The organism is Exiguobacterium sp. s121 (assembly GCF_018617245.1).
GTDB classification, from domain to species: domain Bacteria; phylum Bacillota; class Bacilli; order Exiguobacteriales; family Exiguobacteriaceae; genus Exiguobacterium; species Exiguobacterium profundum.
This window is the reverse complement of the sequence record NZ_JACSJV010000005.1, coordinates 26,624-53,489: the sequence shown is the minus strand read 5'-3', so window position 1 is coordinate 53,489 and position 26,866 is coordinate 26,624. Positions and strand designations below refer to the sequence as shown.

43 protein-coding genes are annotated in these 26,866 nt (G+C 47.0%); all 43 read right to left on the bottom strand.

The window, feature by feature from the left end; genetic code table 11:
* Positions 1-350 precede the first annotated feature (350 nt).
* Positions 351-995, bottom strand: coding sequence for a KinB-signaling pathway activation protein (locus KOG47_RS14250; protein WP_074035368.1), 645 nt, complete (start codon positions 993-995; stop codon positions 351-353).
* A gap of 11 nt (positions 996-1,006) precedes the next feature.
* Positions 1,007-2,038 carry a P-loop NTPase gene (locus tag KOG47_RS14245; protein ID WP_026824853.1) on the bottom strand — a complete coding sequence of 344 codons (1,032 nt, stop codon included), beginning with the start codon at positions 2,036-2,038 and terminating at the stop codon, positions 1,007-1,009.
* 134 nt (positions 2,039-2,172) lie between these two features.
* Positions 2,173-2,565 carry a 30S ribosomal protein S9 gene (gene rpsI, locus KOG47_RS14240; protein ID WP_012727644.1) on the bottom strand — a complete coding sequence of 131 codons (393 nt, stop codon included), beginning with the start codon at positions 2,563-2,565 and terminating at the stop codon, positions 2,173-2,175.
* 25 nt (positions 2,566-2,590) lie between these two features.
* Positions 2,591-3,028, bottom strand: a complete 438-nt coding sequence (gene rplM, locus KOG47_RS14235; protein WP_012727645.1) for a 50S ribosomal protein L13 — start codon at positions 3,026-3,028, stop codon at positions 2,591-2,593.
* Positions 3,029-3,171: 143 nt separating this feature from the next.
* On the bottom strand, positions 3,172-3,912 hold the full coding sequence (gene truA, locus KOG47_RS14230) for a tRNA pseudouridine(38-40) synthase TruA (RefSeq protein ID WP_215244434.1): 741 nt from the start codon (positions 3,910-3,912) through the stop codon (positions 3,172-3,174).
* Positions 3,909-4,700: an energy-coupling factor transporter transmembrane component T family protein gene (locus tag KOG47_RS14225; RefSeq protein ID WP_074035364.1), complete on the bottom strand. Its 792-nt coding sequence runs from the start codon at positions 4,698-4,700 to the stop codon at positions 3,909-3,911. Before KOG47_RS14225 ends, truA begins: the two co-directional genes overlap by 4 nt.
* The gene (locus KOG47_RS14220) at positions 4,697-5,575 is read right to left on the bottom strand and encodes an energy-coupling factor transporter ATPase (protein ID WP_078147865.1); all 879 of its coding nucleotides are present in this window, start codon (positions 5,573-5,575) and stop codon (positions 4,697-4,699) included. Before KOG47_RS14220 ends, KOG47_RS14225 begins: the two co-directional genes overlap by 4 nt.
* The gene (locus KOG47_RS14215) at positions 5,551-6,387 is read right to left on the bottom strand and encodes an energy-coupling factor transporter ATPase (protein ID WP_031421869.1); all 837 of its coding nucleotides are present in this window, start codon (positions 6,385-6,387) and stop codon (positions 5,551-5,553) included. Before KOG47_RS14215 ends, KOG47_RS14220 begins: the two co-directional genes overlap by 25 nt.
* 69 nt (positions 6,388-6,456) lie before the next feature.
* Complete coding sequence (gene rplQ, locus KOG47_RS14210; RefSeq protein WP_012727650.1) at positions 6,457-6,810, bottom strand: 50S ribosomal protein L17; 354 nt, start codon at positions 6,808-6,810, stop codon at positions 6,457-6,459.
* Between the two features lie 24 nt (positions 6,811-6,834).
* On the bottom strand, positions 6,835-7,779 hold the full coding sequence (locus KOG47_RS14205; RefSeq protein ID WP_012727651.1) for a DNA-directed RNA polymerase subunit alpha: 945 nt from the start codon (positions 7,777-7,779) through the stop codon (positions 6,835-6,837).
* Between the two features lie 92 nt (positions 7,780-7,871).
* Complete coding sequence (gene rpsK / locus KOG47_RS14200; protein ID WP_012727652.1) at positions 7,872-8,267, bottom strand: 30S ribosomal protein S11; 396 nt, start codon at positions 8,265-8,267, stop codon at positions 7,872-7,874.
* A gap of 16 nt (positions 8,268-8,283) precedes the next feature.
* Positions 8,284-8,649, bottom strand: a complete 366-nt coding sequence (gene rpsM, locus KOG47_RS14195) for a 30S ribosomal protein S13 (RefSeq protein WP_012727653.1) — start codon at positions 8,647-8,649, stop codon at positions 8,284-8,286.
* Positions 8,650-8,668: 19 nt separating this feature from the next.
* The gene (rpmJ, locus tag KOG47_RS14190) at positions 8,669-8,782 is read right to left on the bottom strand and encodes a 50S ribosomal protein L36 (RefSeq protein ID WP_003156543.1); all 114 of its coding nucleotides are present in this window, start codon (positions 8,780-8,782) and stop codon (positions 8,669-8,671) included.
* 30 nt (positions 8,783-8,812) lie between these two features.
* Complete coding sequence (infA, locus tag KOG47_RS14185; RefSeq protein ID WP_021066622.1) at positions 8,813-9,031, bottom strand: translation initiation factor IF-1; 219 nt, start codon at positions 9,029-9,031, stop codon at positions 8,813-8,815.
* A gap of 105 nt (positions 9,032-9,136) precedes the next feature.
* Positions 9,137-9,895 (bottom strand): type I methionyl aminopeptidase, encoded by a 759-nt coding sequence (gene map, locus KOG47_RS14180; RefSeq protein WP_214738330.1) that lies wholly within the window; start codon positions 9,893-9,895, stop codon positions 9,137-9,139.
* Complete coding sequence (locus tag KOG47_RS14175; protein WP_012727656.1) at positions 9,892-10,542, bottom strand: adenylate kinase; 651 nt, start codon at positions 10,540-10,542, stop codon at positions 9,892-9,894. Before KOG47_RS14175 ends, map begins: the two co-directional genes overlap by 4 nt.
* 79 nt (positions 10,543-10,621) lie before the next feature.
* The gene (gene secY / locus KOG47_RS14170) at positions 10,622-11,911 is read right to left on the bottom strand and encodes a preprotein translocase subunit SecY (RefSeq protein WP_012727657.1); all 1,290 of its coding nucleotides are present in this window, start codon (positions 11,909-11,911) and stop codon (positions 10,622-10,624) included.
* The gene (gene rplO / locus KOG47_RS14165) at positions 11,911-12,351 is read right to left on the bottom strand and encodes a 50S ribosomal protein L15 (protein WP_012727658.1); all 441 of its coding nucleotides are present in this window, start codon (positions 12,349-12,351) and stop codon (positions 11,911-11,913) included. Before rplO ends, secY begins: the two co-directional genes overlap by 1 nt.
* Before the next feature lie 31 nt (positions 12,352-12,382).
* Complete coding sequence (gene rpmD, locus KOG47_RS14160) at positions 12,383-12,568, bottom strand: 50S ribosomal protein L30 (RefSeq protein WP_012727659.1); 186 nt, start codon at positions 12,566-12,568, stop codon at positions 12,383-12,385.
* Positions 12,569-12,583: 15 nt separating this feature from the next.
* Positions 12,584-13,084, bottom strand: a complete 501-nt coding sequence (gene rpsE / locus KOG47_RS14155; protein ID WP_012727660.1) for a 30S ribosomal protein S5 — start codon at positions 13,082-13,084, stop codon at positions 12,584-12,586.
* Between the two features lie 20 nt (positions 13,085-13,104).
* Positions 13,105-13,467: a 50S ribosomal protein L18 gene (gene rplR, locus KOG47_RS14150; protein WP_012727661.1), complete on the bottom strand. Its 363-nt coding sequence runs from the start codon at positions 13,465-13,467 to the stop codon at positions 13,105-13,107.
* A gap of 34 nt (positions 13,468-13,501) precedes the next feature.
* Complete coding sequence (gene rplF, locus KOG47_RS14145) at positions 13,502-14,041, bottom strand: 50S ribosomal protein L6 (protein WP_012727662.1); 540 nt, start codon at positions 14,039-14,041, stop codon at positions 13,502-13,504.
* A gap of 33 nt (positions 14,042-14,074) precedes the next feature.
* Entirely contained in the window at positions 14,075-14,473 is a 399-nt protein-coding gene (gene rpsH, locus KOG47_RS14140) for a 30S ribosomal protein S8 (protein ID WP_026824842.1), read from the bottom strand.
* Between the two features lie 31 nt (positions 14,474-14,504).
* The gene (gene rpsN, locus KOG47_RS14135; RefSeq protein ID WP_012727664.1) at positions 14,505-14,774 is read right to left on the bottom strand and encodes a 30S ribosomal protein S14; all 270 of its coding nucleotides are present in this window, start codon (positions 14,772-14,774) and stop codon (positions 14,505-14,507) included.
* 20 nt (positions 14,775-14,794) lie between these two features.
* Positions 14,795-15,334 (bottom strand): 50S ribosomal protein L5, encoded by a 540-nt coding sequence (rplE, locus tag KOG47_RS14130; protein WP_074035359.1) that lies wholly within the window; start codon positions 15,332-15,334, stop codon positions 14,795-14,797.
* A 32-nt stretch (positions 15,335-15,366) separates the two neighbouring features.
* Complete coding sequence (gene rplX / locus KOG47_RS14125) at positions 15,367-15,675, bottom strand: 50S ribosomal protein L24 (protein ID WP_012727666.1); 309 nt, start codon at positions 15,673-15,675, stop codon at positions 15,367-15,369.
* 36 nt (positions 15,676-15,711) lie between these two features.
* Positions 15,712-16,080 (bottom strand): 50S ribosomal protein L14, encoded by a 369-nt coding sequence (gene rplN, locus KOG47_RS14120; RefSeq protein WP_012727667.1) that lies wholly within the window; start codon positions 16,078-16,080, stop codon positions 15,712-15,714.
* Positions 16,081-16,124: 44 nt separating this feature from the next.
* The gene (gene rpsQ / locus KOG47_RS14115; protein ID WP_012727668.1) at positions 16,125-16,385 is read right to left on the bottom strand and encodes a 30S ribosomal protein S17; all 261 of its coding nucleotides are present in this window, start codon (positions 16,383-16,385) and stop codon (positions 16,125-16,127) included.
* 32 nt (positions 16,386-16,417) lie between these two features.
* Entirely contained in the window at positions 16,418-16,621 is a 204-nt protein-coding gene (gene rpmC, locus KOG47_RS14110; protein WP_012727669.1) for a 50S ribosomal protein L29, read from the bottom strand.
* A complete protein-coding gene (rplP, locus tag KOG47_RS14105; RefSeq protein ID WP_012727670.1) occupies positions 16,608-17,045 on the bottom strand; it encodes a 50S ribosomal protein L16 in 438 nt (145 codons plus the stop codon). The genes rpmC and rplP overlap by 14 nt, the downstream gene beginning before the upstream one ends.
* 32 nt (positions 17,046-17,077) lie before the next feature.
* Positions 17,078-17,737 carry a 30S ribosomal protein S3 gene (gene rpsC, locus KOG47_RS14100; protein WP_012727671.1) on the bottom strand — a complete coding sequence of 220 codons (660 nt, stop codon included), beginning with the start codon at positions 17,735-17,737 and terminating at the stop codon, positions 17,078-17,080.
* A 13-nt stretch (positions 17,738-17,750) separates the two neighbouring features.
* Positions 17,751-18,083, bottom strand: coding sequence for a 50S ribosomal protein L22 (gene rplV, locus KOG47_RS14095; protein ID WP_012727672.1), 333 nt, complete (start codon positions 18,081-18,083; stop codon positions 17,751-17,753).
* 20 nt (positions 18,084-18,103) lie between these two features.
* Positions 18,104-18,379: a 30S ribosomal protein S19 gene (gene rpsS, locus KOG47_RS14090; RefSeq protein WP_012727673.1), complete on the bottom strand. Its 276-nt coding sequence runs from the start codon at positions 18,377-18,379 to the stop codon at positions 18,104-18,106.
* A gap of 66 nt (positions 18,380-18,445) precedes the next feature.
* Entirely contained in the window at positions 18,446-19,276 is an 831-nt protein-coding gene (gene rplB, locus KOG47_RS14085; RefSeq protein ID WP_012727674.1) for a 50S ribosomal protein L2, read from the bottom strand.
* Positions 19,277-19,310: 34 nt separating this feature from the next.
* The gene (rplW, locus tag KOG47_RS14080; RefSeq protein ID WP_012727675.1) at positions 19,311-19,592 is read right to left on the bottom strand and encodes a 50S ribosomal protein L23; all 282 of its coding nucleotides are present in this window, start codon (positions 19,590-19,592) and stop codon (positions 19,311-19,313) included.
* Complete coding sequence (gene rplD / locus KOG47_RS14075) at positions 19,592-20,215, bottom strand: 50S ribosomal protein L4 (RefSeq protein ID WP_012727676.1); 624 nt, start codon at positions 20,213-20,215, stop codon at positions 19,592-19,594. Before rplD ends, rplW begins: the two co-directional genes overlap by 1 nt.
* 28 nt (positions 20,216-20,243) lie before the next feature.
* The gene (gene rplC / locus KOG47_RS14070; RefSeq protein WP_012727677.1) at positions 20,244-20,870 is read right to left on the bottom strand and encodes a 50S ribosomal protein L3; all 627 of its coding nucleotides are present in this window, start codon (positions 20,868-20,870) and stop codon (positions 20,244-20,246) included.
* 61 nt (positions 20,871-20,931) lie between these two features.
* Complete coding sequence (rpsJ, locus tag KOG47_RS14065) at positions 20,932-21,240, bottom strand: 30S ribosomal protein S10 (RefSeq protein ID WP_074032438.1); 309 nt, start codon at positions 21,238-21,240, stop codon at positions 20,932-20,934.
* 377 nt (positions 21,241-21,617) lie between these two features.
* Positions 21,618-22,127, bottom strand: coding sequence for a nucleotidyltransferase family protein (locus KOG47_RS14060; protein WP_214691672.1), 510 nt, complete (start codon positions 22,125-22,127; stop codon positions 21,618-21,620).
* A gap of 108 nt (positions 22,128-22,235) precedes the next feature.
* Complete coding sequence (tuf, locus tag KOG47_RS14055) at positions 22,236-23,423, bottom strand: elongation factor Tu (RefSeq protein ID WP_078147868.1); 1,188 nt, start codon at positions 23,421-23,423, stop codon at positions 22,236-22,238.
* A 113-nt stretch (positions 23,424-23,536) separates the two neighbouring features.
* Complete coding sequence (gene fusA, locus KOG47_RS14050; protein WP_012727681.1) at positions 23,537-25,615, bottom strand: elongation factor G; 2,079 nt, start codon at positions 25,613-25,615, stop codon at positions 23,537-23,539.
* Positions 25,616-25,727: 112 nt separating this feature from the next.
* Positions 25,728-26,195: a 30S ribosomal protein S7 gene (gene rpsG, locus KOG47_RS14045; protein WP_012727682.1), complete on the bottom strand. Its 468-nt coding sequence runs from the start codon at positions 26,193-26,195 to the stop codon at positions 25,728-25,730.
* Between the two features lie 48 nt (positions 26,196-26,243).
* Positions 26,244-26,666 (bottom strand): 30S ribosomal protein S12, encoded by a 423-nt coding sequence (rpsL, locus tag KOG47_RS14040; protein WP_012727683.1) that lies wholly within the window; start codon positions 26,664-26,666, stop codon positions 26,244-26,246.
* Between the last annotated feature and the right edge of the window lie 200 nt (positions 26,667-26,866).

The window sequence follows — 26,866 nt, the reverse complement described above, 5'->3', positions numbered from 1 at the left end:
GAATTTGATATAGCTCTTAAATTGACGAAGCTTGCGCTTCATTCAAAAATTGTAAAACTTATTTTTGCCTCATCGTTCAGTTTTCAAAGACCAATCGTTGTCGTGTTAGCGACTTTTTAATAATAGCGATTTGAGTTATTAAAGTCAACCACTTTTTATTATTTTTTTCGCTTCCTGAAGTTTGTTTCGTGAACAACATCAGCGACGTTTATTAATATATCAGCATCCTAAAAAACCGTCAACTATTTTTCTAAAAAAACTTTAATTTTTCTTTGTTTTGTTGAAATGAATAAAAAATGGTTGGCGGATCACCCAAAACACTTCGGATTATCCACACAACCATTTACTTTTTACGATGATTTAGACGACATCTGTTTCTTCGTTTTTTTCTTTCTAACTTCGGGTGAAGCGACTTGAACCGCTTGTCCTGTCTGTTGAAAGCGATGAAGCATTAATACCTGATAAGCGTTCGCAAACACCAATGTGGCTAGTGCCGGCCAGAGCAATGGAATCTCGTCCGTTGTTTGCAGAGCTGGAATCCATTCAATTAACGTAATGACAGTCATTAAGAAAAGTGTCGGGATGAAAGCACTCCTATTTGTTTGTTTCGCCTTACTCGCAGCAACGACCCAAGCGACAATGAGTAACACAAGCATCTCACCGATATAACGCCACATGTGATCATTACCGAATGCGAGCATCCGTAAGTAGACGGCATCAAAAATCGCAAATGCGATTAGTAACACTTGAACGCGATTCCATAGACGTGGCCCTCTAAATAAATCGAGTCCGACCCGATGAATAATCAAATAGGCAAAGAAGCCCATCATGCTGATCCCCGTCCATGTACTCGAGTAACTAAGCGCCGTGACAATTGCCTCCCAGGACTGACTGACCAAATAACCCGGGTTCGCCAATAAATTCATCAGGAACCCGAACAACGTCCCGAATACGAGCGTTGTCCAAAACAAACGTAAAAAACCTTGTACTTTCATCTCTCACCGATTCACCCTTCTATTTGTTTAATGACTGCTTGCGCCAACTCATCATACGTATGCTCGAACGGATGTCCATCCCGATAGACAGAAGGTGCGAAGTCCTCTTCATTGTCGTACGGTTGGCCGAGCGGGATTTGAGCAAGTAGCTTACTCTTCAATGCTTCTGACAGCTTTTCTCCACCACCGTAACCGAATACGTATTCTTTTTCACCAGTTAGCTTACTTTCGAAATAAGCCATGTTTTCAATAATACCTAATAGTTTGTGGTTCGTTTTGATTGCCATCGCTCCGGCACGAGCCGCAACGAATGCTGCTGTCGCATGAGGTGTCGTGACAATCAATTCCTGACATGATGGGAGCATCGAATGGATATCGAGCGCGACATCCCCCGTTCCCGGCGGTAAGTCGAGCAAGAGATAGTCAAGATCGCCCCACTCGACGTCATTGAAGAAGTTATTTAACATCTTCCCGAGCATCGGTCCACGCCAGATGACCGGCGCATTGTCTTCAACGAAGAATCCCATTGAGATGACTTTTACGCCAAAACGCTCGACTGGAATGATCTTCTCGCCGCGAACAACCGGTCGTTCCTCAATACCAAGCATATCTGGAACACTGAAGCCGTAAATATCCGCATCGATCAAACCGACCTTTTTGCCCGCTCGCGCAAGCGCGACAGCCAAGTTGACGGATACTGTCGATTTTCCTACGCCACCCTTACCAGAAGCGATGGCGATAAACGTCGTCCCTGAGTTTTCACGGAGGATTGCCGGTTTCGTCGCCTCTTTCAAACTTTCATCATTCAATGCCTCAAAGCGAAGCCCGACCGTCTTAAAGCCTTTCCCCTTGAGCAACGTGACGATTTCTTGTTGTAACTGAAGCTGTTCCCCGCTCCCAGTTTGACCGAGTGCCACTTTTACACTGACATAGTCTTCTTTGATTCGGATGTCTTTTACCCCTGCTGTATCTCCAAGCGTTCGGTTGATCGTCGGATCAACAAGCCCCGCCAATTCCTCGCGTACTTGCTCTACTGTAAGCATATTGCTTCCCCCTTCTAACTGTTTCGATATCAGTATATCAAAAAAAGCGTTTTCTTGACGGGTTCGGAATCGACTATTTCAAACAAAAAACTCTCCACCCGAAAGGATGGAGAGTTCGAACCACATCGCGAAGATTAACGCTTCGAGAATTGTGGTGCGCGACGTGCTGCTTTAAGACCGTATTTTTTACGTTCTTTCATACGAGCGTCACGAGTTAAGAAGCCTTTTTCTTTGAGGCTTGGACGGAATTCTGGGTCCGCTTGAAGAAGCGCACGTGATACGCCGTGGCGAATTGCTCCAGCTTGTCCAGTGTATCCACCACCGTTAACGTTAACGATTACATCGTATTTACCTTCTGTTTCAGTCAATACGAGTGGTGATTTAGCCATCATGATCAAAGTCTCATGACCGAAGTATTCTGAGATATCGCGGCCATTTACAACAACTTTACCGTCACCTGCAACGAGGTGAACGCGAGCCACCGAGTGTTTGCGGCGGCCTGTTCCGTAGTAACGTACATCTGCCATCGTTTAGTTCCTCCCTGTGTCTCGATTAACCGCGAAGTTCGTAAACTTCTGGTTTTTGTGCTTCGTGCTTGTGTTCAGCTCCAGCGTAAACGTGGAGTTTGTTGAATTGTTGACGACCGAGTGATCCTTTTGGAAGCATCCCTTTGATCGCGAGTTCAAGCATACGCTCTGGACGTTTTGCGAGAAGCTCTTTTGCAGTTTGTGATTTCAAACCGCCTGGATGACCTGAATGACGGTAGTAGATCTTGTCATTCAATTTGTTACCAGTCAATTTGATTTTCTCAGCGTTGATGATGATGACGTGGTCTCCGCAATCAACGTGTGGTGTGAAAGTCGGCTTGTGCTTACCGCGAAGAAGTGAAGCTACTTCACTAGTCAAACGACCAAGTGTTTTGCCTTCTGCGTCGATAAGGAGCCATTTGCGTTCTACTTCAGATGCTTTAGCCATGAATGTTGTGCGCATGTGGAATACCTCCTAGAAATGTCTGTTCACTTAATTTTTTGATGCTTTATCATAATCCTAGTTTACGGGGCTAAGATTGTGGTTCATCTCTAAATTTGAAAATGAAATGCCAATGAATATAATACGATTTTATAAGGGGAATGTCAATCTACTTTTTCATAATTCACATTCCACAAATACAAACCGTGTGGGGGGGCGGTAATCCCCGCTACGCGGCGGTCCTTCGCCTCTAGCATTTGTGTGATCTCTGCGGGCTGATACTTGCCTCTCCCTACCTCGATGACCGTCCCTACCATGATGCGGACTTGGTTGTATAGAAAACCTGATCCAACGAAACGGAATATGATCTCGTCTCCCATTTCGAGCACTTCTGCTTCATAGATAGTACGGACCCGATCTTCGACTTCTGCCTTTGTCACAGAGAACGACGTAAAGTCGTGGGTCCCAATCAACCGCTCCATCGCTTGACGCATCGCCTCAAGGCTCAGCTTATACGTCACGGTCGCAGCATAGTGCCGACGAAACGGATCCTCGGTCTGACGGATATAATAGCGATACTCTTTTCGCTTCGCACCGTAACGTGCGTGGAACGTATCGTCTATTTCTTCCGCCTGTTTAACGAGGATATCGTCTGGTAGCATGGCGTTTAACGCTTTGACGAAGCGCTCAGCGGGCATCTCTAACGACGTGTCAAAGTGAATCACCTGTCCTAACGCATGGACGCGAGCGTCTGTACGACCTGAGGCGACGATTTTTACCGGATATCGATGCATACGTGCCAAGACAGATTCAATCTCCGCTTGAATGGTATTGCCATTCGGCTGCACTTGATATCCCGCATAATGTGTCCCATCATAGGCGACAATCAGTTTAATTCGTCTCATCCAATCCCTCTCAATCCAAACAAAATGAGCGTCAACGCGATAAAGATGAGTAATACGGCTGTGTCACGCATTTGCCATTCCATTTCACGCAACCTCGTCCGCCCTTCTCCTCCTCGGTAACCACGGGCTTCCATAGCCGTAGCGAGGTCCTCAGCACGCTTAAACGCGGAGATGAACAATGGAATCAAGAGCGGGATGACCCCTTTTAGGCGGGATTTCCAAGGTCCACTCATCAAATCGACCCCACGCGCCTGCTGGGCTTTCATGATCCGGTCCGTCTCGTCCGCAAGCGTCGGTAGGAAACGAAGTGAGATGGAGAGCATCAACGCAATCTCATGGGCCGGCACACGAATCCGTTCGAATGGTCGTAGCCCCGCTTCAATCGAATCGGTCAATTCCATCGGTGTCGTCGTTAACGTCACGAGTGTCGTCAACATGACGAGATAAAAGAAGCGAAGCGAGACAATCAGCCCCATTCGAATTCCTTCCGAATAAATCGCAATCGGTCCTAATTCGAATAGAAGTGTCCCGTCTCGATTGAATAACAGTTGTAAGATCAACGTGAAGACGATCAAAAATAAGATCATGCGAAGACCGTTCCATAAATAGCGCCACGATAACTGTGACAGTTTGACCGCAAACAACGTGAACGCGAGTAAAAATAAATTCGTCCATAAGTTGTCAGCTAAAAAAACAACTGGGATGAATCCTAAAATGAAGAGCGTCTTGGCACGCGCATCAAGGGAATGAAGCCACGAATGTCCGGGTATATATTGACCGATAATCATGTCGCTCCCCCTTTCAGCCGTTCCGCCACCCAATCCGCCAGCTCGCTCTCGGTTCGTACGAGCGGGATGGACGTTTCTCCAAGAACCGGTGCCATGTCACGAGCGAATCGTAAGACGTGCGGGATGTCGAGCTGGAGACGTCGCACCAGTACCTCGTCTTGGAACAATTCAAACGGGTCCCCATCAAACGCCACCTGACCACGCTCCATCACGATGACGCGCTCCGCATAGGCGAGTACATCATCCATGTCATGCGAGACAAGGATCAACGTAAGGTTCAACTCTTCTCGTAAACGTTTGAATAAGGCGAGCATGTCTCGTCTCCCAATTGGGTCGAGACCCGCTGTCGGTTCATCGACAATGAGCACATCAGGCCGGCTCGCTAAAACACCTGCAATCGCGACACGGCGCATCTGCCCTCCTGAAAGATCAAACGGCGAACGGTCCCATAACGTTTCATCCAAGCCGACGAGACGAAGGGCCTCGTGGGCTCGCTCTTTCGCTTCGGCATCTGTCGCGCCAAAGTTGCGCGGACCGAACATGACGTCGCGTTCGACCGTCTCTTCAAACAATTGGTGCTCTGGATATTGAAAGACGAGCCCAACGCGACGCCGAAGCGGCAAAAGATTCTGTTTCTTGTCACGGCGCGTCCGAATCGGGGTGACAATGATATCATCGACCACCACACGTCCGTCAGTCGGGCGCAATAAGCCGTTCATATGTTGAACGAGTGTCGATTTCCCTGAGCCAGTATGCCCAAGAAACGCAACAAGCGCTCCCGACGGAATGGTTACATTCACATCGCGCAGCGCGGTTCGTTCAAACGGAGTATTCATTTGGTATTGATATGTTACTTCTTCAATGCGTATCGGCATAGATGGTTCACCAACTCCGAATGTTGTAGCATCAGACGATCGAGTGGAATGCCACGTGCCTTCAGTTCGAGTTGCATCCGAACGATAAACGGGACATCTAGTTGAATGTCACGAAGCGTATCTGGATGTTGAAACACGTCTTCAGGTGTGCCGGTCATCGCAATCTTGCCTTTCGACAATGCAATGATACGGTCAGCAAACAACACTTCGTCGAGCTCGTGTGTAATGGCGACAACGGTCATCCCTTCCGAGACGAGCTGTCGTACCGTTTGTAATACCTCTTGTCGCCCAATCGGGTCGAGCATGGAGGTCGCTTCATCGAGCACGAGGACACGCGGGCGCATTGCGAGAGCCGCAGCTATCGCAACGCGCTGCTTTTGTCCACCGGATAACTGATGCGGTTCACGGTCCGCTAGTTCCGATAATCCAACGCGCGCTAGACTGTCATCAATTCGACGAACCATTTCTTGACGTGGAAGTCCCATGTTTTCGAGAGAAAATGCCACATCATCGCGCACGGTCGCCCCGACAAATTGATTGTCGGGATTTTGAAAGACGACCCCGATTCGCGTTCGAACGTCCCACACGTCTGCGGCGTTCGACGGATCGAGTGTCTCGACGCGAACTTCCCCCTGTTCAGGAATGAGAAGTCCGTTCCACAACTTCGTCAGTGTCGACTTGCCAGAACCATTATGGCCGACAATCGCAAGCCATTCCCCTTTATATACATCGAGCGATAGGCCGTTAAGCGCCGGCTCAGACTGTCCAGGGTAATGAAATACGACATCCCGTACCATAATTTGTGATTCCATGGGTCGACTCCTTTCTGATGTGGAAACAGGGCAATACGTCACCGCATGCCCTGTTGACTGCCTAATGAATTAGACGAGTTCGATGATTACAACTTCTGCACCATCACCGCGGCGTGGGCCGACTTTCATGATGCGCGTGTATCCACCTTGACGTTCAGCGTAGCGTGGTGCCACGTCTTCGAACAATTTTTGGATTGCGTCTTTTTCTCCAGCGTTCTCCTTGCGAACGAATGAAGCTACTTGACGACGGGCATGAAGATCGCCACGTTTCCCAAGAGTGATCAATTTTTCAACGACTGGGCGAAGTTCTTTCGCTTTTTGTTCAGTTGTTTGAATGCGCTCGTTGATGATTAGGTCAGTTGCAAGATCACGCAAAAGCGCCTTGCGTTGCGAGCTTGTACGGCCAAGTTTCGAATAAGCCATTACATTTCCCTCCTTCGGTTGAACTTAGTCTTCTTTACGCAAGCCCAAACCGAGTTCGTCCAACTTGTGTTGAACTTCTTCGAGTGATTTACGTCCGAGGTTACGAACTTTCATCATCTCTTCCTCTGATTTGTTTGCGAGTTCTTGAACAGTGTTGATGCCAGCGCGCTTCAAGCAGTTGTACGAACGAACTGAGAGATCGAGTTCTTCAATCGTCATTTCGAGTACTTTTTCTTTTTGGTCTTCTTCTTTCTCGACCATAATTTCTGCGTTGAGAGCCTCATCTGTCAAACCAACGAAGATGTTCAAGTGTTCAGTCAAAATTTTAGCCCCTAATGATACAGCTTCTTCCGGACGAATTGAACCATCTGTCCACACGTCTAACAAAAGCTTATCGAAGCTAGCGTCTTGACCTACACGTGTTTTATCTACTTCGTAGTTCACGCGTTGAATCGGTGTATAGATCGAATCGATTGGAATGACCCCAATCGGCATATCATCACGTTTGTTATCTTCTGCCTGGACGTAACCACGACCACGGCGAGCAGTCAAACGCATGCGAAGCGTCGCATTGTCAGCGAGAGTCGCGATGTGGAGCTCAGGATTCAAGATTTCAACGTCGCTATCATGGGTAATGTCTGCCGCAGTGACAGCACCGGCACTTGAAACGTTAATCTCAAGCGTTTTCTCTTCTTCCGAGTACACTTTGAGTGCCAACTTCTTGAGGTTGAGTACGATTTGAGTGACGTCTTCGACAACACCGTCAATCGTAGAGAACTCGTGAAGCACGCCATCGATTTGAACCGCTGTTACCGCTGCACCTGGGAGCGATGACAATAGAATTCGACGTAGTGAGTTACCGAGAGTAGTGCCATATCCACGTTCAAGCGGTTCTACTACGAATTTACCAAACGTAGCATCCTCGCTGATTTCGACCGTTTCGATCTTTGGTTTTTCAATCTCGATCATCTGAACCCCTCCTTGAGTATATCCTGCCGTGCAGTTTGAGCTGCTAAAGTATAAGCTGTCGTGCTAGGTAAACCCCTCACACGCTCAAGCGATTATACGCGGCGACGTTTCGGAGGGCGGCAACCGTTGTGCGGAACTGGAGTTACGTCACGGATTGCAGTAACTTCGAGACCAGTAGCTTGGAGCGCACGGATAGCCGCTTCACGTCCAGCACCAGGACCTTTAACGTTAACTTCTACTGTACGCATACCGTTGTCCATTGCAACTTTCGCTGCAGTTTCAGCAGCCATTTGCGCTGCGAACGGAGTCGATTTACGTGATCCTTTAAATCCAAGGTTACCAGAAGTAGCCCATGAGATCGCGTTACCTTGCGTATCAGTGATTGTGATAATTGTGTTGTTGAATGTAGAACGGATGTGTACCACACCGACTTCAACATGTTTTTTAACTTTACGTTTAGAACGTACGTTTTGCTTACGTTTCGCCATTGTTCAATTCCCTCCTTTACTTCTTCTTGTTCGCTACTGTACGGCGTGGGCCTTTACGAGTACGCGAGTTGTTCTTCGTGTTTTGACCGCGAACAGGGAGACTACGGCGATGACGGATACCGCGGTATGCGCCGATCTCGATCAAACGTTTGATGTTAAGTGAAACTTCACGACGAAGGTCACCTTCAACTTTGATTCCGTCAATTGCTTCACGGATACGGTTGAGTTCATCTTCAGTAAGGTCGCGTGTGCGTGTCTCTTCAGATACGTTAGCAGCCTTCAAAATTTCTTGTGCTTTTGTTTTACCAATACCATAGATGTATGTGAGCGAAATAACGATACGTTTTTCGCGTGGAATATCTACACCAGCAATACGTGCCATGTGTGCACCTCCTCTGAAATTAACCTTGTTTTTGTTTGTGTTTCGGGTTTTCGCAAATTACCATTACTTTACCCTTACGGCGAATAACTTTACATTTTTCGCAAATCGGTTTTACCGACGGTCTTACTTTCATGAGTATACCCTCCTCCTGGAAAAATCGGAGTTACTTATAACGGTACGTAATCCGCCCGCGAGTCAAGTCGTATGGAGACAACTCAACAGTTACGCGGTCACCTGGAAGGATCCGAATGTAGTGCATCCGAATTTTCCCTGAGACGTGCGCGAGCACCGTGTGGCCGTTTTCTAACTCCACTTTAAACATTGCGTTCGGAAGTGGTTCGACAACAGTGCCTTCCACTTCAATGACATCTTGTTTCGCCATCATTTATTCCCCTTTCTATATGAAAATCTTTAGGAGCACAGACGATCTATTGCCATCTACTGTGAGAGAAGGATCCAGAACGGATCAGTATGAAACAATAGAGCCTCATTCACCGGAATCGAGTTTCGTTAAAATCTCGTATCCATCGTCTGTGATGGCGATGGTGTGCTCAAAGTGGGCGCACATGCTACCGTCCACGGTGACAACTGTCCAGTTATCAGCCAGTGTTCGAACATAGCGTTGACCAGCATTAACCATTGGTTCAATGGCTAACGTCATCCCAGTCTTCAGGCGCGGCCCTTTCCCCGGTGGACCATAGTGTGGAATTTGCGGTTCTTCGTGCAAATTTTGTCCAACACCATGACCGACGTATTCGCGGACGACAGAAAAGTCATGTGATTCAACATATGCTTGAATCGCATGCGAAATATCTGTCAATCGCCCTCCAGCCTTGGCGTGCTCCAATCCTTTATACAGACTTTCTTCGGTTACGTCAAGTAGCCGCTGTGTCTCTTCTGTGATTGTTCCCACTGGATAAGTCCAAGCGGAATCTCCATGGTATCCATTAAAGTAGGCACCGATGTCGATTGAGATAATATCTCCATCTTTCAATACCCGTTTTCCTGGAATGCCATGAACAAGCTCTTCGTTCACCGAAGCGCAAACACTACCGGTAAAACCGTTATAGCCTTTGAACGATGGCGTCGCACCTTGGCTGCGAATGTAATCTTCCGCAATCCGGTCGAGCTCAAGCGTCGTGATTCCTGGTTTAATGTGCTGTTTGAGCACCTGGTGCGTTCGAGCAACAATTTGCCCAGCCTCACGCATAATCGCAATTTCACGAGGCGTCTTCGTGATGATCATTCAGTATCACCGAGTAATGCTTTGACATCGGCATATACGACATCGATTGGACGATCTCCATCCAATGTACGAAGATACCCTTTTTCAGCGTAAAAGTCAATGAGTGGTTTCGATTGCTCGATGTTGACGTCAAGGCGACGGCGAACCGTTTCCTCTTTATCGTCTTCACGTTGCATGAGAGCCGACCCATCCACATCACAGATGCCTTCCACTTTTGGTGGGTTGAAGATCACGTGATATGTCGCACCACACGTTGGGCAGATCCAACGACCTGTCAAGCGTGGGACGAGAATTTCCGCATCCACATCGATGTTGACGACGTGGTCAATCTGTTTCCCCAAATCTTTAAGCAAACTTTCGAGTGCCTCTGCTTGAGCAACAGTACGCGGGAATCCATCGAGTAAGAAACCTTTTTCTGTGTCATCTTGGCTAAGGCGTTCACGTACGATTCCGATTGTTACCTCGTCCGGTACGAGTTCACCTTTATCCATGAATGACTTGGCTTCTTTACCGAGTGGCGTTCCGCCTTTGATTGCCGCACGAAACATGTCGCCTGTCGAAATGTGAGGGATTTGGTACTCTTCTACGATTTTAGCCGCTTGAGTCCCTTTCCCAGCACCCGGTAAGCCCATGAGTACTAGATTCATCTCGGTTAGCCTCCAGTTTTGATTTTCACGAAGGGCTTGTAAACACGACAGGAAGGAAGGGTCAACCCTTCCTTCCGCTTTAACGGATAAAGCCTTTATAGTGTCGTTTTACAAGTTGACTTTCGATTTGTTTCATCGTTTCGAGGGCTACCCCGATGACGATCAACAAGCTCGTTCCTCCGATTTGAACGGAAGTTGGAAGACCGGCAAGCTTAATGAAGATTGTCGGCATGATCGCCACGAGCGATAAGAAGATCGCTCCGAAGAAAGTCAATCGATACAGCAACTTCGTGATGTACTGTTCTGTTTGCGCCCCAGGACGAATCCCAGGAATATAACCACCTTGCTTCTGCAGGTTTTCTGCCATTTGCTCAGGGTTGACCTGAATAAATGTATAGAAGTAGGCAAACGCAATGATTAACGCAACGTAAATCGACATTCCGATTGGCGCCGTCGTGTCAAAGTACGTCTGTAATTTTTGCGTTGTCTCCGGCGAAGCAATGAAGCTTGCAACAGTTGGTGGTGTTACCATGAAGGAAATCGCGAAGATAACCGGGATAACACCTGCTGCGTTTAGTTTGATTGGCAAGTGCGTTGACTGACCGCCCACTGGGGTACGGTTCGCCGTGCGTTTTGCATATTGGATTGGAATTTTGCGTGCCGCTTGTTGAACATAAATGATCCCAACCGTCACAGCCAAAATAACAAGTGCCAATACAACCAAGTAAACGATATTAATGAACAATGCATCTCCAGCGTTTTGGAGTTTTGTTTCATAAATCTGCGTGAAGATTCTTGGGAACCCGGCGACGATACCGGCGAAGATAATGATGGAAATACCATTCCCAACACCTTTCTCCGTTGTCATTTCACCAAGGAACATCAAGAACGCTGTACCCGCAGTGAGTACAATCGCGATCACAAAGTAAGTTGCCGTTCCCCACGTCTCATTGACGAGACCTGGGTAGAGGCGGTTAAATCCAAACGACAGTGAAGTCGCTTGGACAAAGCCTAAGATGATCGTCCCATAGCGCGTGACCGTCGCTAACTTTTTACGGCCCGCCTCTCCTTGTTTAGCCCATTCGGCAAACTTTGGAACGACGTCCATTTGTAAAAGTTGCACAACGATCGATGCCGTAATGTACGGCATGATCCCCATTGCGAACAAGGAGAAGTTCTGTAAAGCATTTCCTCCAAACAAGTTCAAGAAGTCAAGAAGACCTCCTGAGTCAAAACGCAACACATCCGTATTCACCATCGGCACCGGGATATGAGCCCCGATGCGGAAAATGATGATGATTGCGAGTGTGAAGAGAATACGCTGTCGAATATCTTTCACGCGCCACATATTGGAGATCGTCTGAAACATCAGATCACCTCAACTGTACCGCCAGCTGCTTCGATTGCTTCTTTCGCTGCACCCGAGAACTTGTTGGCTTTTACAGTCAATTTAGTTTCAAGCTTGCCGTTAGCAAGGACCTTGATTCCGTCTTTAGCAGAGCTGACAACACCAGTCTCGATTAAGAGTTCTGGAGTAACTTCAGTACCTGCTTCGAAACGGTTAAGCGTGTCTAGGGAAACAACCGCGTACTCTTTACGAGTTGGGTTGTTGAAACCGCGTTTTGGAAGACGACGGTAAAGTGGGTTTTGTCCACCTTCAAATCCTGGACGAACGCCACCGCCCGAACGAGCTTTTTGACCTTTGTGTCCACGACCAGAAGTTTTACCGTTACCAGTCGCCATACCGCGACCGACACGGTTACGTTCGTGACGTGAACCTGGAGTTGGCTTCAATTCATGGAGTTTCATAGTGGCACCTCCTTATTTATTAAAATCTTTATTATTCGTTGATTTCTTTTACAGTCACAAGGTGCGACACTTTATTGATCATACCGCGCATCGCGACGTTGTCTGGGACAACGACCGTTTGATGCATTTTGCGAAGACCGAGTGTACGTACAGTAACACGCTGACCTTCCGGACGACCAATTGTGCTGCGTGTGAGGGTGATTGCGAGTTTCGCCATGTCTAGTTCCCTCCCTTAGTTAAGAAGTTCTTCTACGCTTTTACCACGTAGTTTAGCAACTTCCTCTGCTTTTTTGAGCTCAGTCAAGCCCTGTACCGTCGCACGGACGATGTTGATCGGTGTGTTTGAACCTAACGATTTCGAAAGGATGTCACCTACACCTGCAAGTTCGAGCACCGCACGAACTGGACCACCAGCGATAACCCCAGTACCTTCAGAAGCTGGTTTCATGAATACACGACCTGCTCCGAATACTCCTGTGATTTCGTGTGGAATTGTTGTACCAACCATAGGTACTTGTACCATGTTTTTCTTAGCGGCTTCAATAGCCTTGCGAATCGCTTCTGGCACCTCTTGTGCCTTACCTGTACCGAAACCGACGTGACCATTTTTGTCACCTACGACTACGAGAGCAGCAAAACGGAAGCGGCGGCCACCTTTTACGACTTTCGCGACGCGGTTTACGGTAACAACGCGTTCTTCAAGTTGTTCCATGTTAACGTCTAACTGGCGCATCGAGTGTCCCCTCCTTTTTATTAGAATTTAAGACCTGCTTCACGAGCTGCTTCTGCAACAGCTTTGACGCGGCCATGATAGAGGTATCCACCACGGTCGAACACAACTGTGTCGATACCTTTCTCGAGTGCACGTTCTGCAGCAAGTTTACCAACAGCTTTCGCTGCTTCAACGTTACCGCCATTTGTAAGATCGAGAGCTTTATCTTTCGAAGATGCAGACACAAGCGTTGTTTGTGCCGCGTCATCGATAAGTTGAACGTAAATGTGCTTGCTCGAACGGAATACGTTCAAACGTGGACGAGCTGCTGTCCCCGTGATCGTACGACGTACGCGAGCATGACGTTTTTTACGAACTGCATTTTTATCTGCCTTTGTGATCATTTATGCCACTCCTTTCCGTTCATTTCGTGACGAATTACTTACCAGTCTTACCTTCTTTACGGCGAATACGTTCATCAGAGTAACGAACACCTTTACCTTTGTAAGGTTCTGGAGCACGGTACGAGCGGATTTGAGCAGCAACGTGACCGACGCGCTCTTTGTTAATCCCTTTTACGATGATTTGCGTGTTTGAAGGAACTTCGATTTCGATACCTTCCTCAGCAACGTACTCGATTGGGTGCGAGTAGCCGAGGTTGAGGACGAGTTTGTTACCTTGCTTCGTAGCACGGTAACCAACCCCCGAGATCTCAAGTGTTTTTTGGAATCCGTTCGACACACCTTGTACCATGTTGGCAATAAGGGCACGTGTCGTACCGTGAATTGTACGGCTTTCTTTCGATTCGTCTGGACGAACAACCGTCAATTCGTTCTCTTCAACTTTGATTTCCAATGCCGGGTTAGCTGAAAGCGAAAGTTCACCTTTAGCACCTTTTACTGTGACCGTGTTGTCATTAGCAACTGTTACAGTAACGCCAGCAGGAATCGTAACTGGTTTTTTACCAATACGTGACATTGATTACACCTCCGTTCTTGTTAGAAAAGTGACTTACCAGATGTAGGCGAGCACTTCGCCGCCGACTTGTTGTTGGCGAGCTTCTTTATCAGTCATAAGACCTTTAGATGTCGAAAGAACTGCGATCCCGAGTCCTCCGAGTACTTTAGGTACTTCATCAGCTTTTGCGTATACGCGAAGACCTGGTTTCGAAATACGTTTGAGACCAGTGATTACACGTTCGTTGCTTGCTCCATATTTAAGGAAAAGACGAAGTGTACCTTGTTTAGCGTCCTCGATATATTCAACATCGCGAATGAAACCTTCACGCTTAAGGATTTCAGCGATCTCACGTTTAATGTTCGAAGCTGGAAGCTCCATTTTTTCATGGCGAACCATGTTAGCGTTACGGATACGTGTAAGCATATCTGCAATAGGGTCTGTCATTACCATGCGATGTACCTCCTTTCACACTGTTAGTGGATTACCAGCTTGCTTTTTTAACACCAGGGATTTGACCTTTGTATGCAAGATCACGGAACTTGATACGGCTGATCCCGAATTTACCCATGTAACCATGCGGACGACCTGTGATGCTGCAACGGTTGTGCAAGCGTACAGGTGACGAGTTACGTGGCAATTTGCTGAGTCCGATATAATCGCCTTCAGCTTTCAACTTCGCACGCTTTTCAGCGTACTGGGCAACGAGTTTCTCGCGTTTAAGTTCGCGATTCACCATTGACTTTTTAGCCATGTTGTCGACCTCCCTCTAGATTATTTTTGGAATGGCATACCGAGAAGTGTGAGCAATTCACGTGCTTCTTCGTCTGTGTTTGCTGTTGTAACAACAACGATGTCCATACCGCGTACTTTAGATACTTTATCGTAATCGATCTCAGGGAAAATAAGTTGCTCTTTCACGCCAAGCGTGTAGTTACCGCGTCCGTCGAATGCTTTCTTCGATACACCGCGGAAGTCACGTACACGTGGAAGTGAAACAGTTACCAATTTGTCGAGGAAATCGTACATGCGCTCGCCACGAAGTGTAACCTTCGCACCGATTGGCATACCTTCACGAAGTTTGAAACCAGCGATTGATTTCTTCGCTTTCGTTACGAGTGGTTTTTGACCTGAAAGAATTGTTAATTCTTCAACTGCCATATCAAGTGCTTTCGAGTTCGAAACAGCGTCACCTACACCCATGTTGATGACAATCTTTTCGACTTTCGGTACTTGCATGACCGAGTCATAGTTGAATTTATCCATCATCGCTTTCACGATGTCGCTTTTATACTTCTCTTGCAAACGGTTCATAGTCGAATGGACCTCCTTTCGTCACGTTCTTCTTATTTATCGAGTGATTCGCCCGATTTCGCGACACGAACTTTTTTACCATCGACTACTTTGAAACCAACACGAGTTGGTTTGCCAGTTTTAGGGTCGAGTGGCATTACGTTCGAGACGTGAATTGGTGCTTCGATCTCAAGGATCCCGCCTTGTGGATTCGCTTGTGAAGGTTTCGCGTGTTTTTTCATCACGTTTACGCCTTCAACCACTACGCGGTTTTTGCTTGGCATAGCTTTGAGGATAACCCCTTGCTTGCCTTTATCTTTACCAGACATTACCTGGACTGTATCGCCTTTTTTAACATGCATCGTTTGCGCACCTCCTTATAGGATTGAAATTGGAAATTAAAGTACTTCCGGTGCCAACGAAACGATCTTCATGAATTCTTTTTCACGAAGTTCACGTGCAACTGGCCCGAAGATCCGTGTGCCGCGTGGGCTCTTGTCATCTTTGATAATGACTGCTGCGTTCTCATCGAAACGGATGTACGAACCATCTTTACGACGAGCGCCGCGTTTTGTACGAACGACAACTGCTCTGACAACGTCACCTTTTTTAACAACGCCACCTGGTGTTGCTTGTTTTACCGTTGCGACGATGATGTCACCGATGTTTGCAGTCTTACGACCAGAACCACCGAGGACTTTAATTGTCAACAGTTCACGCGCGCCAGAGTTGTCTGCTACTTTCAAGCGAGATTCTTGTTGAATCATGCGAGTGTACCTCCCTCCGGATGTTTAATAAATCCGAACTGTTATTAGATGATTACTGATTCTTCTACTACTGTTACAAGACGGAAACGTTTGTCTTTTGAAAGAGGACGTGTTTCCGCGATGCGAACGATATCGCCCACTTTAGCGACGTTGTTCTCATCGTGTGCTTTATATTTCTTCGTGTAGTTTACACGTTTGCCATAAAGTTTATGACGAACCTTTGTTTCTACTGCGACGACGATCGTTTTGTCCATTTTGTCAGACACGACGCGACCAGTGAACACTTTACGGTTGTTGCGTTCCATGAGTGTTACCTCCTCTCAAGAATCCGATGTAATTAGCCGTTGTTGATGCCGAGTTCGCGTTCACGAAGAATCGTTTTAGCACGCGCAATCGACTTGCGTACTTCACGGATACGAGCAGGATTCTCAAGCTGACCTGTAGCAAGTTGGAAGCGAAGGTTAAAGAGTTCTTCTTTCCACTCGCCCACTTTACCGTTGAGCTCTTCAGTTGTTGATTGACGGAGATCAGTTGCTTTCATTCGTATCACCACCATTTTCTTCACGTTTCACGAACTTACATTTTACTGGAAGTTTGTGCGATGCAAGACGAAGTGCCTCACGTGCCACTTCCTCAGATACACCTGCGATTTCGAACATTACTTTGCCAGGCTTAACTACAGCTACCCAGCCTTCTGGAGCACCTTTACCCGAACCCATTCGGACTTCGAGAGGCTTTTTAGTGTACGGCTTGTGTGGGAAGATCTTGATCCACACTTTACCACCACGTTTCATATAACGTGTCATTGCAATACGTGCTGATTCGATTTGACGGTTTGTAATCCAGCTCGCTTCGAGAGCTTGGAGACCGAACTCACCGAAGTGTACAGTTGTGCCGCGTTTAGCGTTCCCGCGCATTTTACCACGGTGTACACGACGATATTTCACGCGTTTAGGTAACAACATAGTGTGTTGCCTCCTTCCTGAAAGAGTGTTTATTATTCAGCGTTTTTCGCTGTGTTGTTTTTTGTTGGAAGAACTTCACCGTGGTATAACCAAACTTTTACGCCGATTTTACCGTAAGTTGTGTCAGCTTCAGCTGTTCCGTAGTCGATGTCGGCACGGAGTGTGTGAAGTGGAACTGTTCCTTCCGAGTACTTCTCTGAACGAGCGATATCAGCGCCACCAAGACGACCAGAAACTTCTGTTTTGATCCCTTTGATGCCAGTACGCATCGAACGTTGAATAGATTGTTTCATTGCACGACGGAATGATACGCGACCTTCCAATTGACGAGCAATGTTTTCTGCTACAAGCTTCGCAACAGCGTCAGCGTTTTTCACTTCAACAACGTTGATGTGAACGCGTTTTCCGTCAGCGATTTTTGTAATGTGTTTACGGAGTGATTCGATTTCAGAACCACCTTTACCGATTACCATACCTGGCTTCGCAGTGTGAAGCGAAATGTTCACGCGGTTTGCAGCGCGTTCGATTTCAACTTTAGAAACACTAGCATCCTTCATTTTGTTTTCGATGTATTCACGAATAACGAAGTCTTCATGAAGGAGATCAGCGTAGTCTTTCTCAGCGTACCAACGCGAATCCCAGTCTTTGATAACACCAACGCGAAGACCGTGCGGATTTACCTTTTGACCCACTACATATCCCTCCTTATTTCTCAGTTACCACGATGTGGATGTGGCTTGTGCGTTTGTTAATACGGCTTGCGCGACCCATCGCACGTGGGCGGAAGCGTTTGAGTGTTGGACCTTCGTTTACGTAAGCTTCTGTTACAACGAGGTTCTCAATGTTCATATCGTAGTTGTGCTCTGCGTTAGCAATCGCTGATTTTAATACTTTTTCAACGACTGGCGATGCTGCCTTGTTCGTGTGAGCAAGGACAGAGAGCGCTTCGCCGACTTGTTTCCCGCGAATTAAGTCTACAACGAGACGTGCTTTGCGAGGAGCAAGACGGACCATATTAGCTGATGCTTTAGCTTGCATGGATTTGACCTCCCCTCAAATTACCGTTTCGTTTTCTTGTCTGATCCGTGACCTTTGTACGTGCGTGTTGGAGCGAATTCACCAAGTTTGTGACCAACCATGTCTTCTGTCACGAATACTGGTACGTGTTTACGACCATCGTGCACACCGAACGTGTGACCCATGAATTCTGGGAAGATCGTCGAGCGACGTGACCAAGTTTTGATGACTTGCTTCTCACCAGATTCGTTGAGTTTGTCAACTTTAGCGAGTAAGTGGTGATCTGCGAATGGACCTTTTTTCAAGCTGCGACCCATGTTAGAACCTCCCTTTGGAATGATTCGGGAACGGCCCTTTCGAACCGCCCGAGAATCATGTAGTAATTATTTCTTACGGCGACGAAGGATGTACATGTCGCTCGATTTGTTTTTCTTACGAGTCTTAAGACCAAGAGCTGGTTTACCCCAAGGAGTAAGTGGGCCCGAACGACCGATTGGCGCACGACCTTCACCACCACCGTGTGGGTGATCAACCGGGTTCATTACAGAACCACGTACTGTTGGGCGTTTGCCTAACCAACGTGAACGTCCTGCTTTACCGATGTTTACGAGTTCGTGTTCTTCGTTACCAACTGAACCGATTGTCGCGCGGCAAGTGCCGAGGAACAAGCGTGATTCACCTGATTGAAGACGAACGATGACGTACTTGCCGTCACGTCCTTGGATTTGTGCCGATGCACCAGCCGCACGAACTAGCTGACCGCCTTTACCAGGCTTAAGCTCGATGTTGTGGATTGTTGTACCGACAGGGATGTTTACGAGTGGAAGAGCGTTCCCCACTTTGATATCCGCTTCAGGACCAGACATGATTTCCATGCCTACTTTGATGCCCTTAGGAGCGAGGATGTAACGTTTCTCACCATCTACATAGTTGATGAGTGCGATGTTTGCTGAACGGTTTGGATCGTATTCGATCGTTGCTACGCGTCCTGCAACGCCATCTTTGTTACGTTTGAAATCGATGATACGGTATTTACGCTTGTGACCGCCACCTTGGTGACGAACAGTCAAGCGACCTTGGTTGTTACGTCCGCCTTTTTTCGAAAGCTTTTCAGTTAACGATTTTTCAGGGCGATTCGTTGTGATCTCTGCAAAGTCGAGAGATGTCATGTTACGACGACCGTTAGTGGTCGGCTTAAACTTTTTGATTGCCATCGAGGATTCCCTCCTTTTCTTCTAAGGTAGTTAATTAACCGAGGAAGTCGATTGTGTTGCCTTCAGCAAGGGTTACGATCGCTTTTTTACGACGAGCTGTGTAACCAGAGTGACGACCGACACGTTTCGCTTTCGGTTTGTAGTTCATTGTGTTTACCGAAGCAACTTTCACGTTGAAGATTGTTTCGATAGCGTGTTTCACTTGCGATTTAGTCGCTTTTACGTCGATTTCGAAAACGTATTTGTTAGCTTCCATGAGGCTAACTGAACGCTCAGTGATGATCGGACGTTTGATGATATCGTATGCTTGAGCCATTATGCAAGCACCTCCTCTACCTTCGCAACCGCATCTTTAGTGAAGATGACTTTGTCGTTAGCAACGAGGTCAAGAACGTTTACGCCTGCTGCGTCGATCACAGTCACTCCTGGGATGTTACGAGCTGCGAGAGCGATAGTCTCATTGTAGTCCGCTGTGACTACAAGAGCCTTACGTTCTACTGATAAGCTGTTGAGTACAGCAGCCATATCTTTTGTTTTTGGTGCATCGAAAGCAAGGCCTTCGAGGACGATGATTTCGTTGTTTTGTACTTTCGACGAAAGAGCCGAGAGAAGTGCTAAACGACGAACCTTCTTAGGAAGTTTGTAAGAGTATGAACGTGGTGTTGGACCGAAGACTGTACCACCACCAACCCATTGTGGTGAGCGGATAGAACCTTGGCGCGCACGACCAGTTCCCTTTTGTTTCCATGGTTTACGGCCGCCACCGCGTACTTCCGAGCGACCTTTCGTATCGTGAGTACCTTGACGGCGTGATGCTTGTTGCATGACGATTGCGTCGTAAAGTACTGATTCGTTTGGCTCGATTCCGAAGATGGCTTCTGCCAATTCGATTTCGCCAACTTGTGAACCTGTTTGGTTAAGCAAAGCTACTTTAGGCATTCGTAATTCCTCCTTTCCGTGCAGTTAATTAGTTACCTTTGACCGCTGATTTGATGATGACGTTCGATTTACGAGCGCCTGGGATAGCACCTTTCACGAGGAGAAGGCCACGTTCCACATCAACTTTAACGACTTCAAGGTTTTGAATTGTTTTACGCTCTCCACCCATTTGACCAGGAAGAAGTTTCCCTTTAAATACGCGGTTAGGAGCGACAGGACCCATCGAACCAGGACGACGGTGGTAGCGCGAACCGTGAGCCATTGGTCCACGTGATTGTCCGTGACGCTTGATCGCACCTTGGAATCCTTTACCTTTCGATGTACCTGTTACGTCTACTAATTCACCTGCAGCGAAAATGTCTGCCTTAATCTCTTGACCGATTTCGTATCCTTCTACTGAAGTACGAACTTCTTTGATGAAGCGCTTAGGTGTCGCGTTTGCTTTCGCAGCGTGACCTTTTGATGGTTTGTTTTGACGTGATTCTTTGATGTCTCCGAAACCAAGTTGAACTGCTTCGTAACCGTCTGTGTCAACTGTTTTAAGTTGAAGAACGACGTTACCTTCTACAGCAACTACTGTTACTGGTACAACTTCGCCTGCTTCGTTGAAGATTTGAGTCATACCAAGTTTTGTTCCTAAGATTCCTTTAGCCATGAGATACACCTCCTGTTAATAATTAATTGTCTCTTCTGGCTAGTATCTACTATATGAAGAATTAAAGTTTGATTTCGATGTCTACACCTGATGGTAACTCGAGACGCATAAGCGAATCGACTGTTTTCGGTGTTGGGTTTACGATGTCGATCAAGCGTTTGTGTGTACGCATTTCGAACTGCTCACGAGCATCTTTGTACTTGTGAACCGCACGAAGAATCGTGTAAACCGATTTTTCAGTTGGGAGCGGGATTGGACCCGATACCTTTGCACCTGAACGCTTCGCAGTGTCAACGATCTTCTCAGCTGATTGATCGAGAACGCGATGGTCATATGCTTTTAAACGAATACGAATTTTTTCATTTGCCATGTTTGTTTCCCTCCTTTGTCGCCTACTTTAAAAATAGACAATTCTCCGCGGAAATTTCCACACCGGCCATGGCAATGCTGCCTGGCGTGTCATAACCTCCCGCTTCAACGCAGCGTGCTTGTGTCAGCAGAGGCATCCGATCATTGCAAATCAACGATTGGACCCGTTTTCTGCTGTAAAGTCTCTCACCACTCGCACAAACACTTAATCATTATATCTAATCTGGTCATGGAATGCAAGATTAGATTTTTGAAGTTGCTGGTTGTCTGATGAGTTGCTCAACGTTCCCTAATGTAACAAGATTCGCGAGCTTTTGCAAGCAAAAATTCATTCTTTTATTGAACTATTTTTCAAACGAACTCCCATGTCAACTCGACCTAGCGTTTCATCACCTCTCCAAAACGCTCTGTCACCCCTTCTATGACCGATTGTGGCGCTCGTTTTAAACAGTCTTGAACAATTCCTTCATTAACACTGTGCGTCTTGAAATAGCGGAGCAATGACGCTAATTTATCCTCTCGTCCGATGACCGTGTAAAGGACGACCCACTCTTCTAGGTGCATCCATTGTCCATCTGGTTCAATGAAAGGATGCGTATAGATTCCGTCGGTACACTTCATTCGGAAACTAGACATGACGTCCACATCTGTTCCCTCGAATATATACTCTCCAAAGTAGGTCGTTACGTATGCGTCGTGAGAATCTGATGGTTTCTTCTCCCCAGCACGACTAAGTACGCGATCGATTTTTTCAAACTGGTCCGGTTCAACAAAAACATCGATGTCATTCGTTACCTCGACGATGCCATGATGCTTTAACAGCTCAGAACCGCCAATGCGATACTCAATCCCATTCAAGCGACAAATAGTCTCTAGTTGCTTCAGCATGACGCCACTCCTTTCTCGTATGCCTCATCTTACCATGTTGTGATGGAAACACAAAAAAGCAGCCCGCATATTGCGGACTGCTTAATGTTGTTCAGTTGAATCAATCGATTACTCGATGATTTCTGTTACTGAACCAGCACCTACAGTACGGCCACCCTCACGGATAGAGAAACGTGTACCGTCTTCGATCGCGATTGTAGAAATCAATTCGATCGTCAACTCGATGTTGTCTCCTGGCATTACCATTTCAGTACCTTCTGGAAGGTGAACGATACCTGTTACGTCAGTTGTACGGAAGTAGAACTGCGGACGGTAGTTCGCGAAGAATGGCGTGTGACGGCCACCCTCTTCTTTAGAAAGAACGTAGATTGATGCTTTGAATTTAGAGTGTGGTGTGATTGAACCTGGCTTAGCAAGTACTTGTCCACGCTCGATGTCGTCACGTGATACACCACGGAGAAGTGCACCGATGTTGTCGCCAGCTTCAGCATAGTCAAGAAGCTTACGGAACATCTCTACACCAGTACATACAGTTTTCTTCGTTTCTTCTGTAAGACCAACGATTTCGATCTCGTCGTTGACGCGGAGAACACCACGCTCAACACGACCAGTCGCTACAGTACCACGACCAGTGATTGAGAATACGTCCTCAACAGGCATCATGAAGTCTTTTTCAGTGTCACGAACTGGTTCTGGGATGTACTCATCAACAGCGTTCATGAGTTCCATAACTTTTTCTTCCCACTGAGCTTCACCGTTAAGTGCGCCAAGTGCAGAACCTTTGATTACAGGGAGGTCGTCGCCTGGGAAGTCGTATTCAGAAAGAAGTTCACGGATTTCCATTTCAACGAGTTCGAGAAGCTCTTCGTCGTCTACCATGTCAACTTTGTTCATGAATACTACGATGTAAGGAACACCTACTTGACGTGAAAGAAGGATGTGCTCACGTGTTTGTGGCATTGGGCCATCTGTTGCAGATACAACGAGGATCGCGCCGTCCATTTGAGCAGCACCAGTGATCATGTTTTTAACATAGTCAGCGTGTCCTGGGCAGTCAACGTGTGCGTAGTGACGCTTGTCAGTTTCGTACTCGATGTGAGCTGTTGCGATTGTGATACCGCGCTCGCGCTCTTCTGGAGCACCATCGATTTGGTCGAACTTAGTAGCTGTTTTACCTTGTGCACGTGAAAGTACAGCAGAGATTGCTGCAGTCAAAGTTGTTTTACCGTGGTCAACGTGGCCAATTGTACCAACGTTAACGTGCGGCTTAGAACGGTCGAATTTTTCTTTACCCATTCTAGATTCCTCCTCTATTAAACGATTAGTTTTATTTAACTAGGAAGACGTAGGCTACTTTTAACATACGTCCTCCTTAGCTTACAACAATCAATCTAGCGATACAACCGTTATTAGCCGTTCGCTTTTTTGACGATTTCTTCAGCGATTGATTTCGGTACTTCTTCGTAGTGATCGAAGTGCATCGAGTACGTTCCGCGTCCTTGTGTACGTGAACGAAGTGATGTTGCGTAACCGAACATTTCTGAAAGTGGAATCATCGCTTTAACGACTTGTGCGTTACCGCGAGCTTCCATACCTTCTACGCGTCCACGGCGTGACGTGACGTCACCCATGATGTCACCCATGTATTCTTCTGGGATAACAACTTCAACACGCATCATTGGCTCAAGGATAACAGCTTTCGCTTGGTCCTTAAGTTGTTTAACCGCCATCGAAGCAGCAACTTTAAACGCCATCTCGTTCGAGTCAACATCGTGGTACGAACCGAATACGAGACGAGCTTTAACGTCTACTACTGGGTAACCAGCGAGGATACCGTTTTCGAGAGCTTCTTCAATCCCGTTTTGAACAGCAGGGACGTATTCACGTGGTACAACACCACCGACGATCTTGTTCTCGAACTCGAATCCAGCGCCTTCTTCGTTCGGCTCGAATTCTACGACAACGTGACCGTACTGACCGCGTCCACCAGACTGACGAACGAATTTCGAATCGATCTTCGCAGCGCCACGGATTGTTTCACGGTAAGCAACTTGTGGTGCACCAACGTTAGCTTCTACTTTGAATTCGCGACGCATACGGTCAACGAGGATGTCAAGGTGAAGCTCACCCATACCAGAGATGATCGTTTGACCAGTCTCAGGGTTTGTTTCAGTGCGGAATGTTGGATCTTCTTCTGCGAGTTTCGCAAGAGCTTGACCCATCTTATCTTGGTCTGCTTTCGATTTAGGCTCGATTGCAACCGAGATAACTGGTTCTGGGAACGTCATTGACTCGAGAACGATGTTATCTTTCTCAGAGCAAAGCGTGTCACCAGTAGTCGTGTCTTTGAAACCAACAGCAGCGGCGATGTCACCAGCGAATACCATTGGAATCTCTTCACGGCTGTTTGCGTGCATTTGAAGGATACGACCGAGACGCTCACGCTTCCCTTTAGTCGAGTTCTTCACGTATGATCCCGCTTCAGCTGTACCAGAGTACACGCGGAAGAACGTCAATTTACCGACGTAAGGGTCAGTCATAACTTTGAACGCAAGTGCTGAGAATGGAGCTTCGTCAGAAGGCTCACGTGTGATTTCTTCTTCTGTATCGAGGTTGATCCCTTTGATTGACTCTACATCAACTGGTGATGGGAGGTAATCAACAACGGCGTTAAGCATGAGCTGAACACCTTTGTTCTTGAAGGCAGAACCAACGAGTACAGGGTAGAATTCAACGCTAAGTGTCGCTTGACGGATTGCAGCTTTCAATTCATCGATTGAAATCTCTTCACCTTCAAGGTACTTCATCATCAACTCTTCGTTGAAGTCAGCAACACCTTCGATCAATTGACCGCGAAGTTCTTCAGCTTGGTCAGCCATGTCAGCTGGGAAGCCATCTGTTACTTCGATGTCAGTACCGAGGTCGTTGTTGTACATGTAAGTCTTCATTTCAACGAGATCGATGATCCCTTTGAAATCGTCCTCTGCTCCGATTGGGAGTTGGATCGCGTAAGCGTTCGCTTGAAGACGATCGTGGAGCGTCTTCACAGAGTACAAGAAGTCTGCGCCGATTTTATCCATCTTGTTGACGAATACGACACGTGGTACACCATATGTCGTCGCTTGACGCCATACAGTTTCTGTTTGTGGTTCTACACCTGACTGAGCGTCAAGTACAGCAACCGCACCATCAAGTACACGGAGTGAACGTTCAACTTCTACAGTGAAGTCTACGTGTCCAGGTGTATCGATGATGTTTACACGGTGGCCATTCCACTGTGCAGTTGTCGCAGCCGAAGTGATCGTGATTCCACGCTCTTGCTCCTGCTCCATCCAGTCCATTTGTGAAGCACCTTCGTGCGTTTCACCAATTTTATGGATACGACCTGTGTAATAAAGAATACGTTCAGTTGTTGTCGTTTTACCGGCATCGATGTGAGCCATGATCCCGATGTTACGAGTATTCTTTAGGGAGAATTCTCTTGCCATACTGGGTATTCTCCTTCCGCATGTTTGATTTTCGTGTGCGCGCACACGATATGATTATACCCGAAAGCCACTCCGTTAAGCCATGCTTGGCGGAGTGGACTTTACGATTAAATTACCAACGATAGTGAGCAAACGCTTTGTTAGCTTCTGCCATCTTATGCATGTCTTCGCGTTTCTTAACAGATGCACCAGTGTTGTTGGCTGCATCCATGATTTCGTTCGCGATACGTTGCTCCATCGTTTTTTCGTTGCGGAGACGAGCGTAGTTCACGAGGTAACGAAGACCAAGTGTTGTACGGCGCTCTGGACGAACTTCTACAGGAACTTGGTAGTTAGCTCCACCTACACGGCGTGCTTTAACTTCAAGTACAGGCATGATGTTGTTCATTGCTTCTTCGAACACTTCCATAGGCTCTTTGCCTGAGCGTTCAGCGATGATGCCAAATGCGTTGTAAATGATAGTTTGAGCTGTACCTTTTTTACCGTCTAACATGACACGGTTAATGAGGCGAGTTACCAATTTCGAGTTGTAGATCGGATCTGCGATAACGTCACGACGTTCTGCACGGTTTTTACGCATCCGAGTACCCTCCTTTCAAAATTTCAATTGTAGTTTAGTTTGCGAGAATTACTTCTTCGCAGCTTTCGGACGTTTCGTACCGTATTTAGAACGGCCTTGCATACGTCCATCAACACCTGCAGTGTCAAGCGCACCACGAACGATGTGGTAACGTACCCCTGGTAAGTCTTTTACACGTCCTCCACGGATAAGAACAACGCTGTGCTCTTGAAGGTTGTGGCCAATACCTGGGATGTACGCAGTCACTTCGATTTGGTTAGTCAAACGAACACGAGCATACTTACGAAGCGCCGAGTTCGGTTTCTTCGGAGTCATTGTACCAACACGTGTACAAACACCACGTTTTTGTGGTGAGCTCACGTTTGTTTGTGACTTGATGAAACTGTTGTAACCTTTGTTAAGTGCTGGAGAGTCAGATTTCACGACTTTCGATTTACGTCCTTTACGGACTAACTGGTTAATAGTAGGCATCTTTGAAGATCCTCCCTTCCTGAATGTTGCTATTTTCTAGTCCCACCGACCCGGGTGGTTCATTTAAGGTCATAACGAAACGTTTTTACGAGGCGTAGGCATTCCATGACCTCGCAAAAACGTGAGTTATACCTTGAAAGTGGCAATTGTAGCAGCCAAACCTTCCCGTAGAAAGTTCGGATGGACGTCCAAGTAGCTTG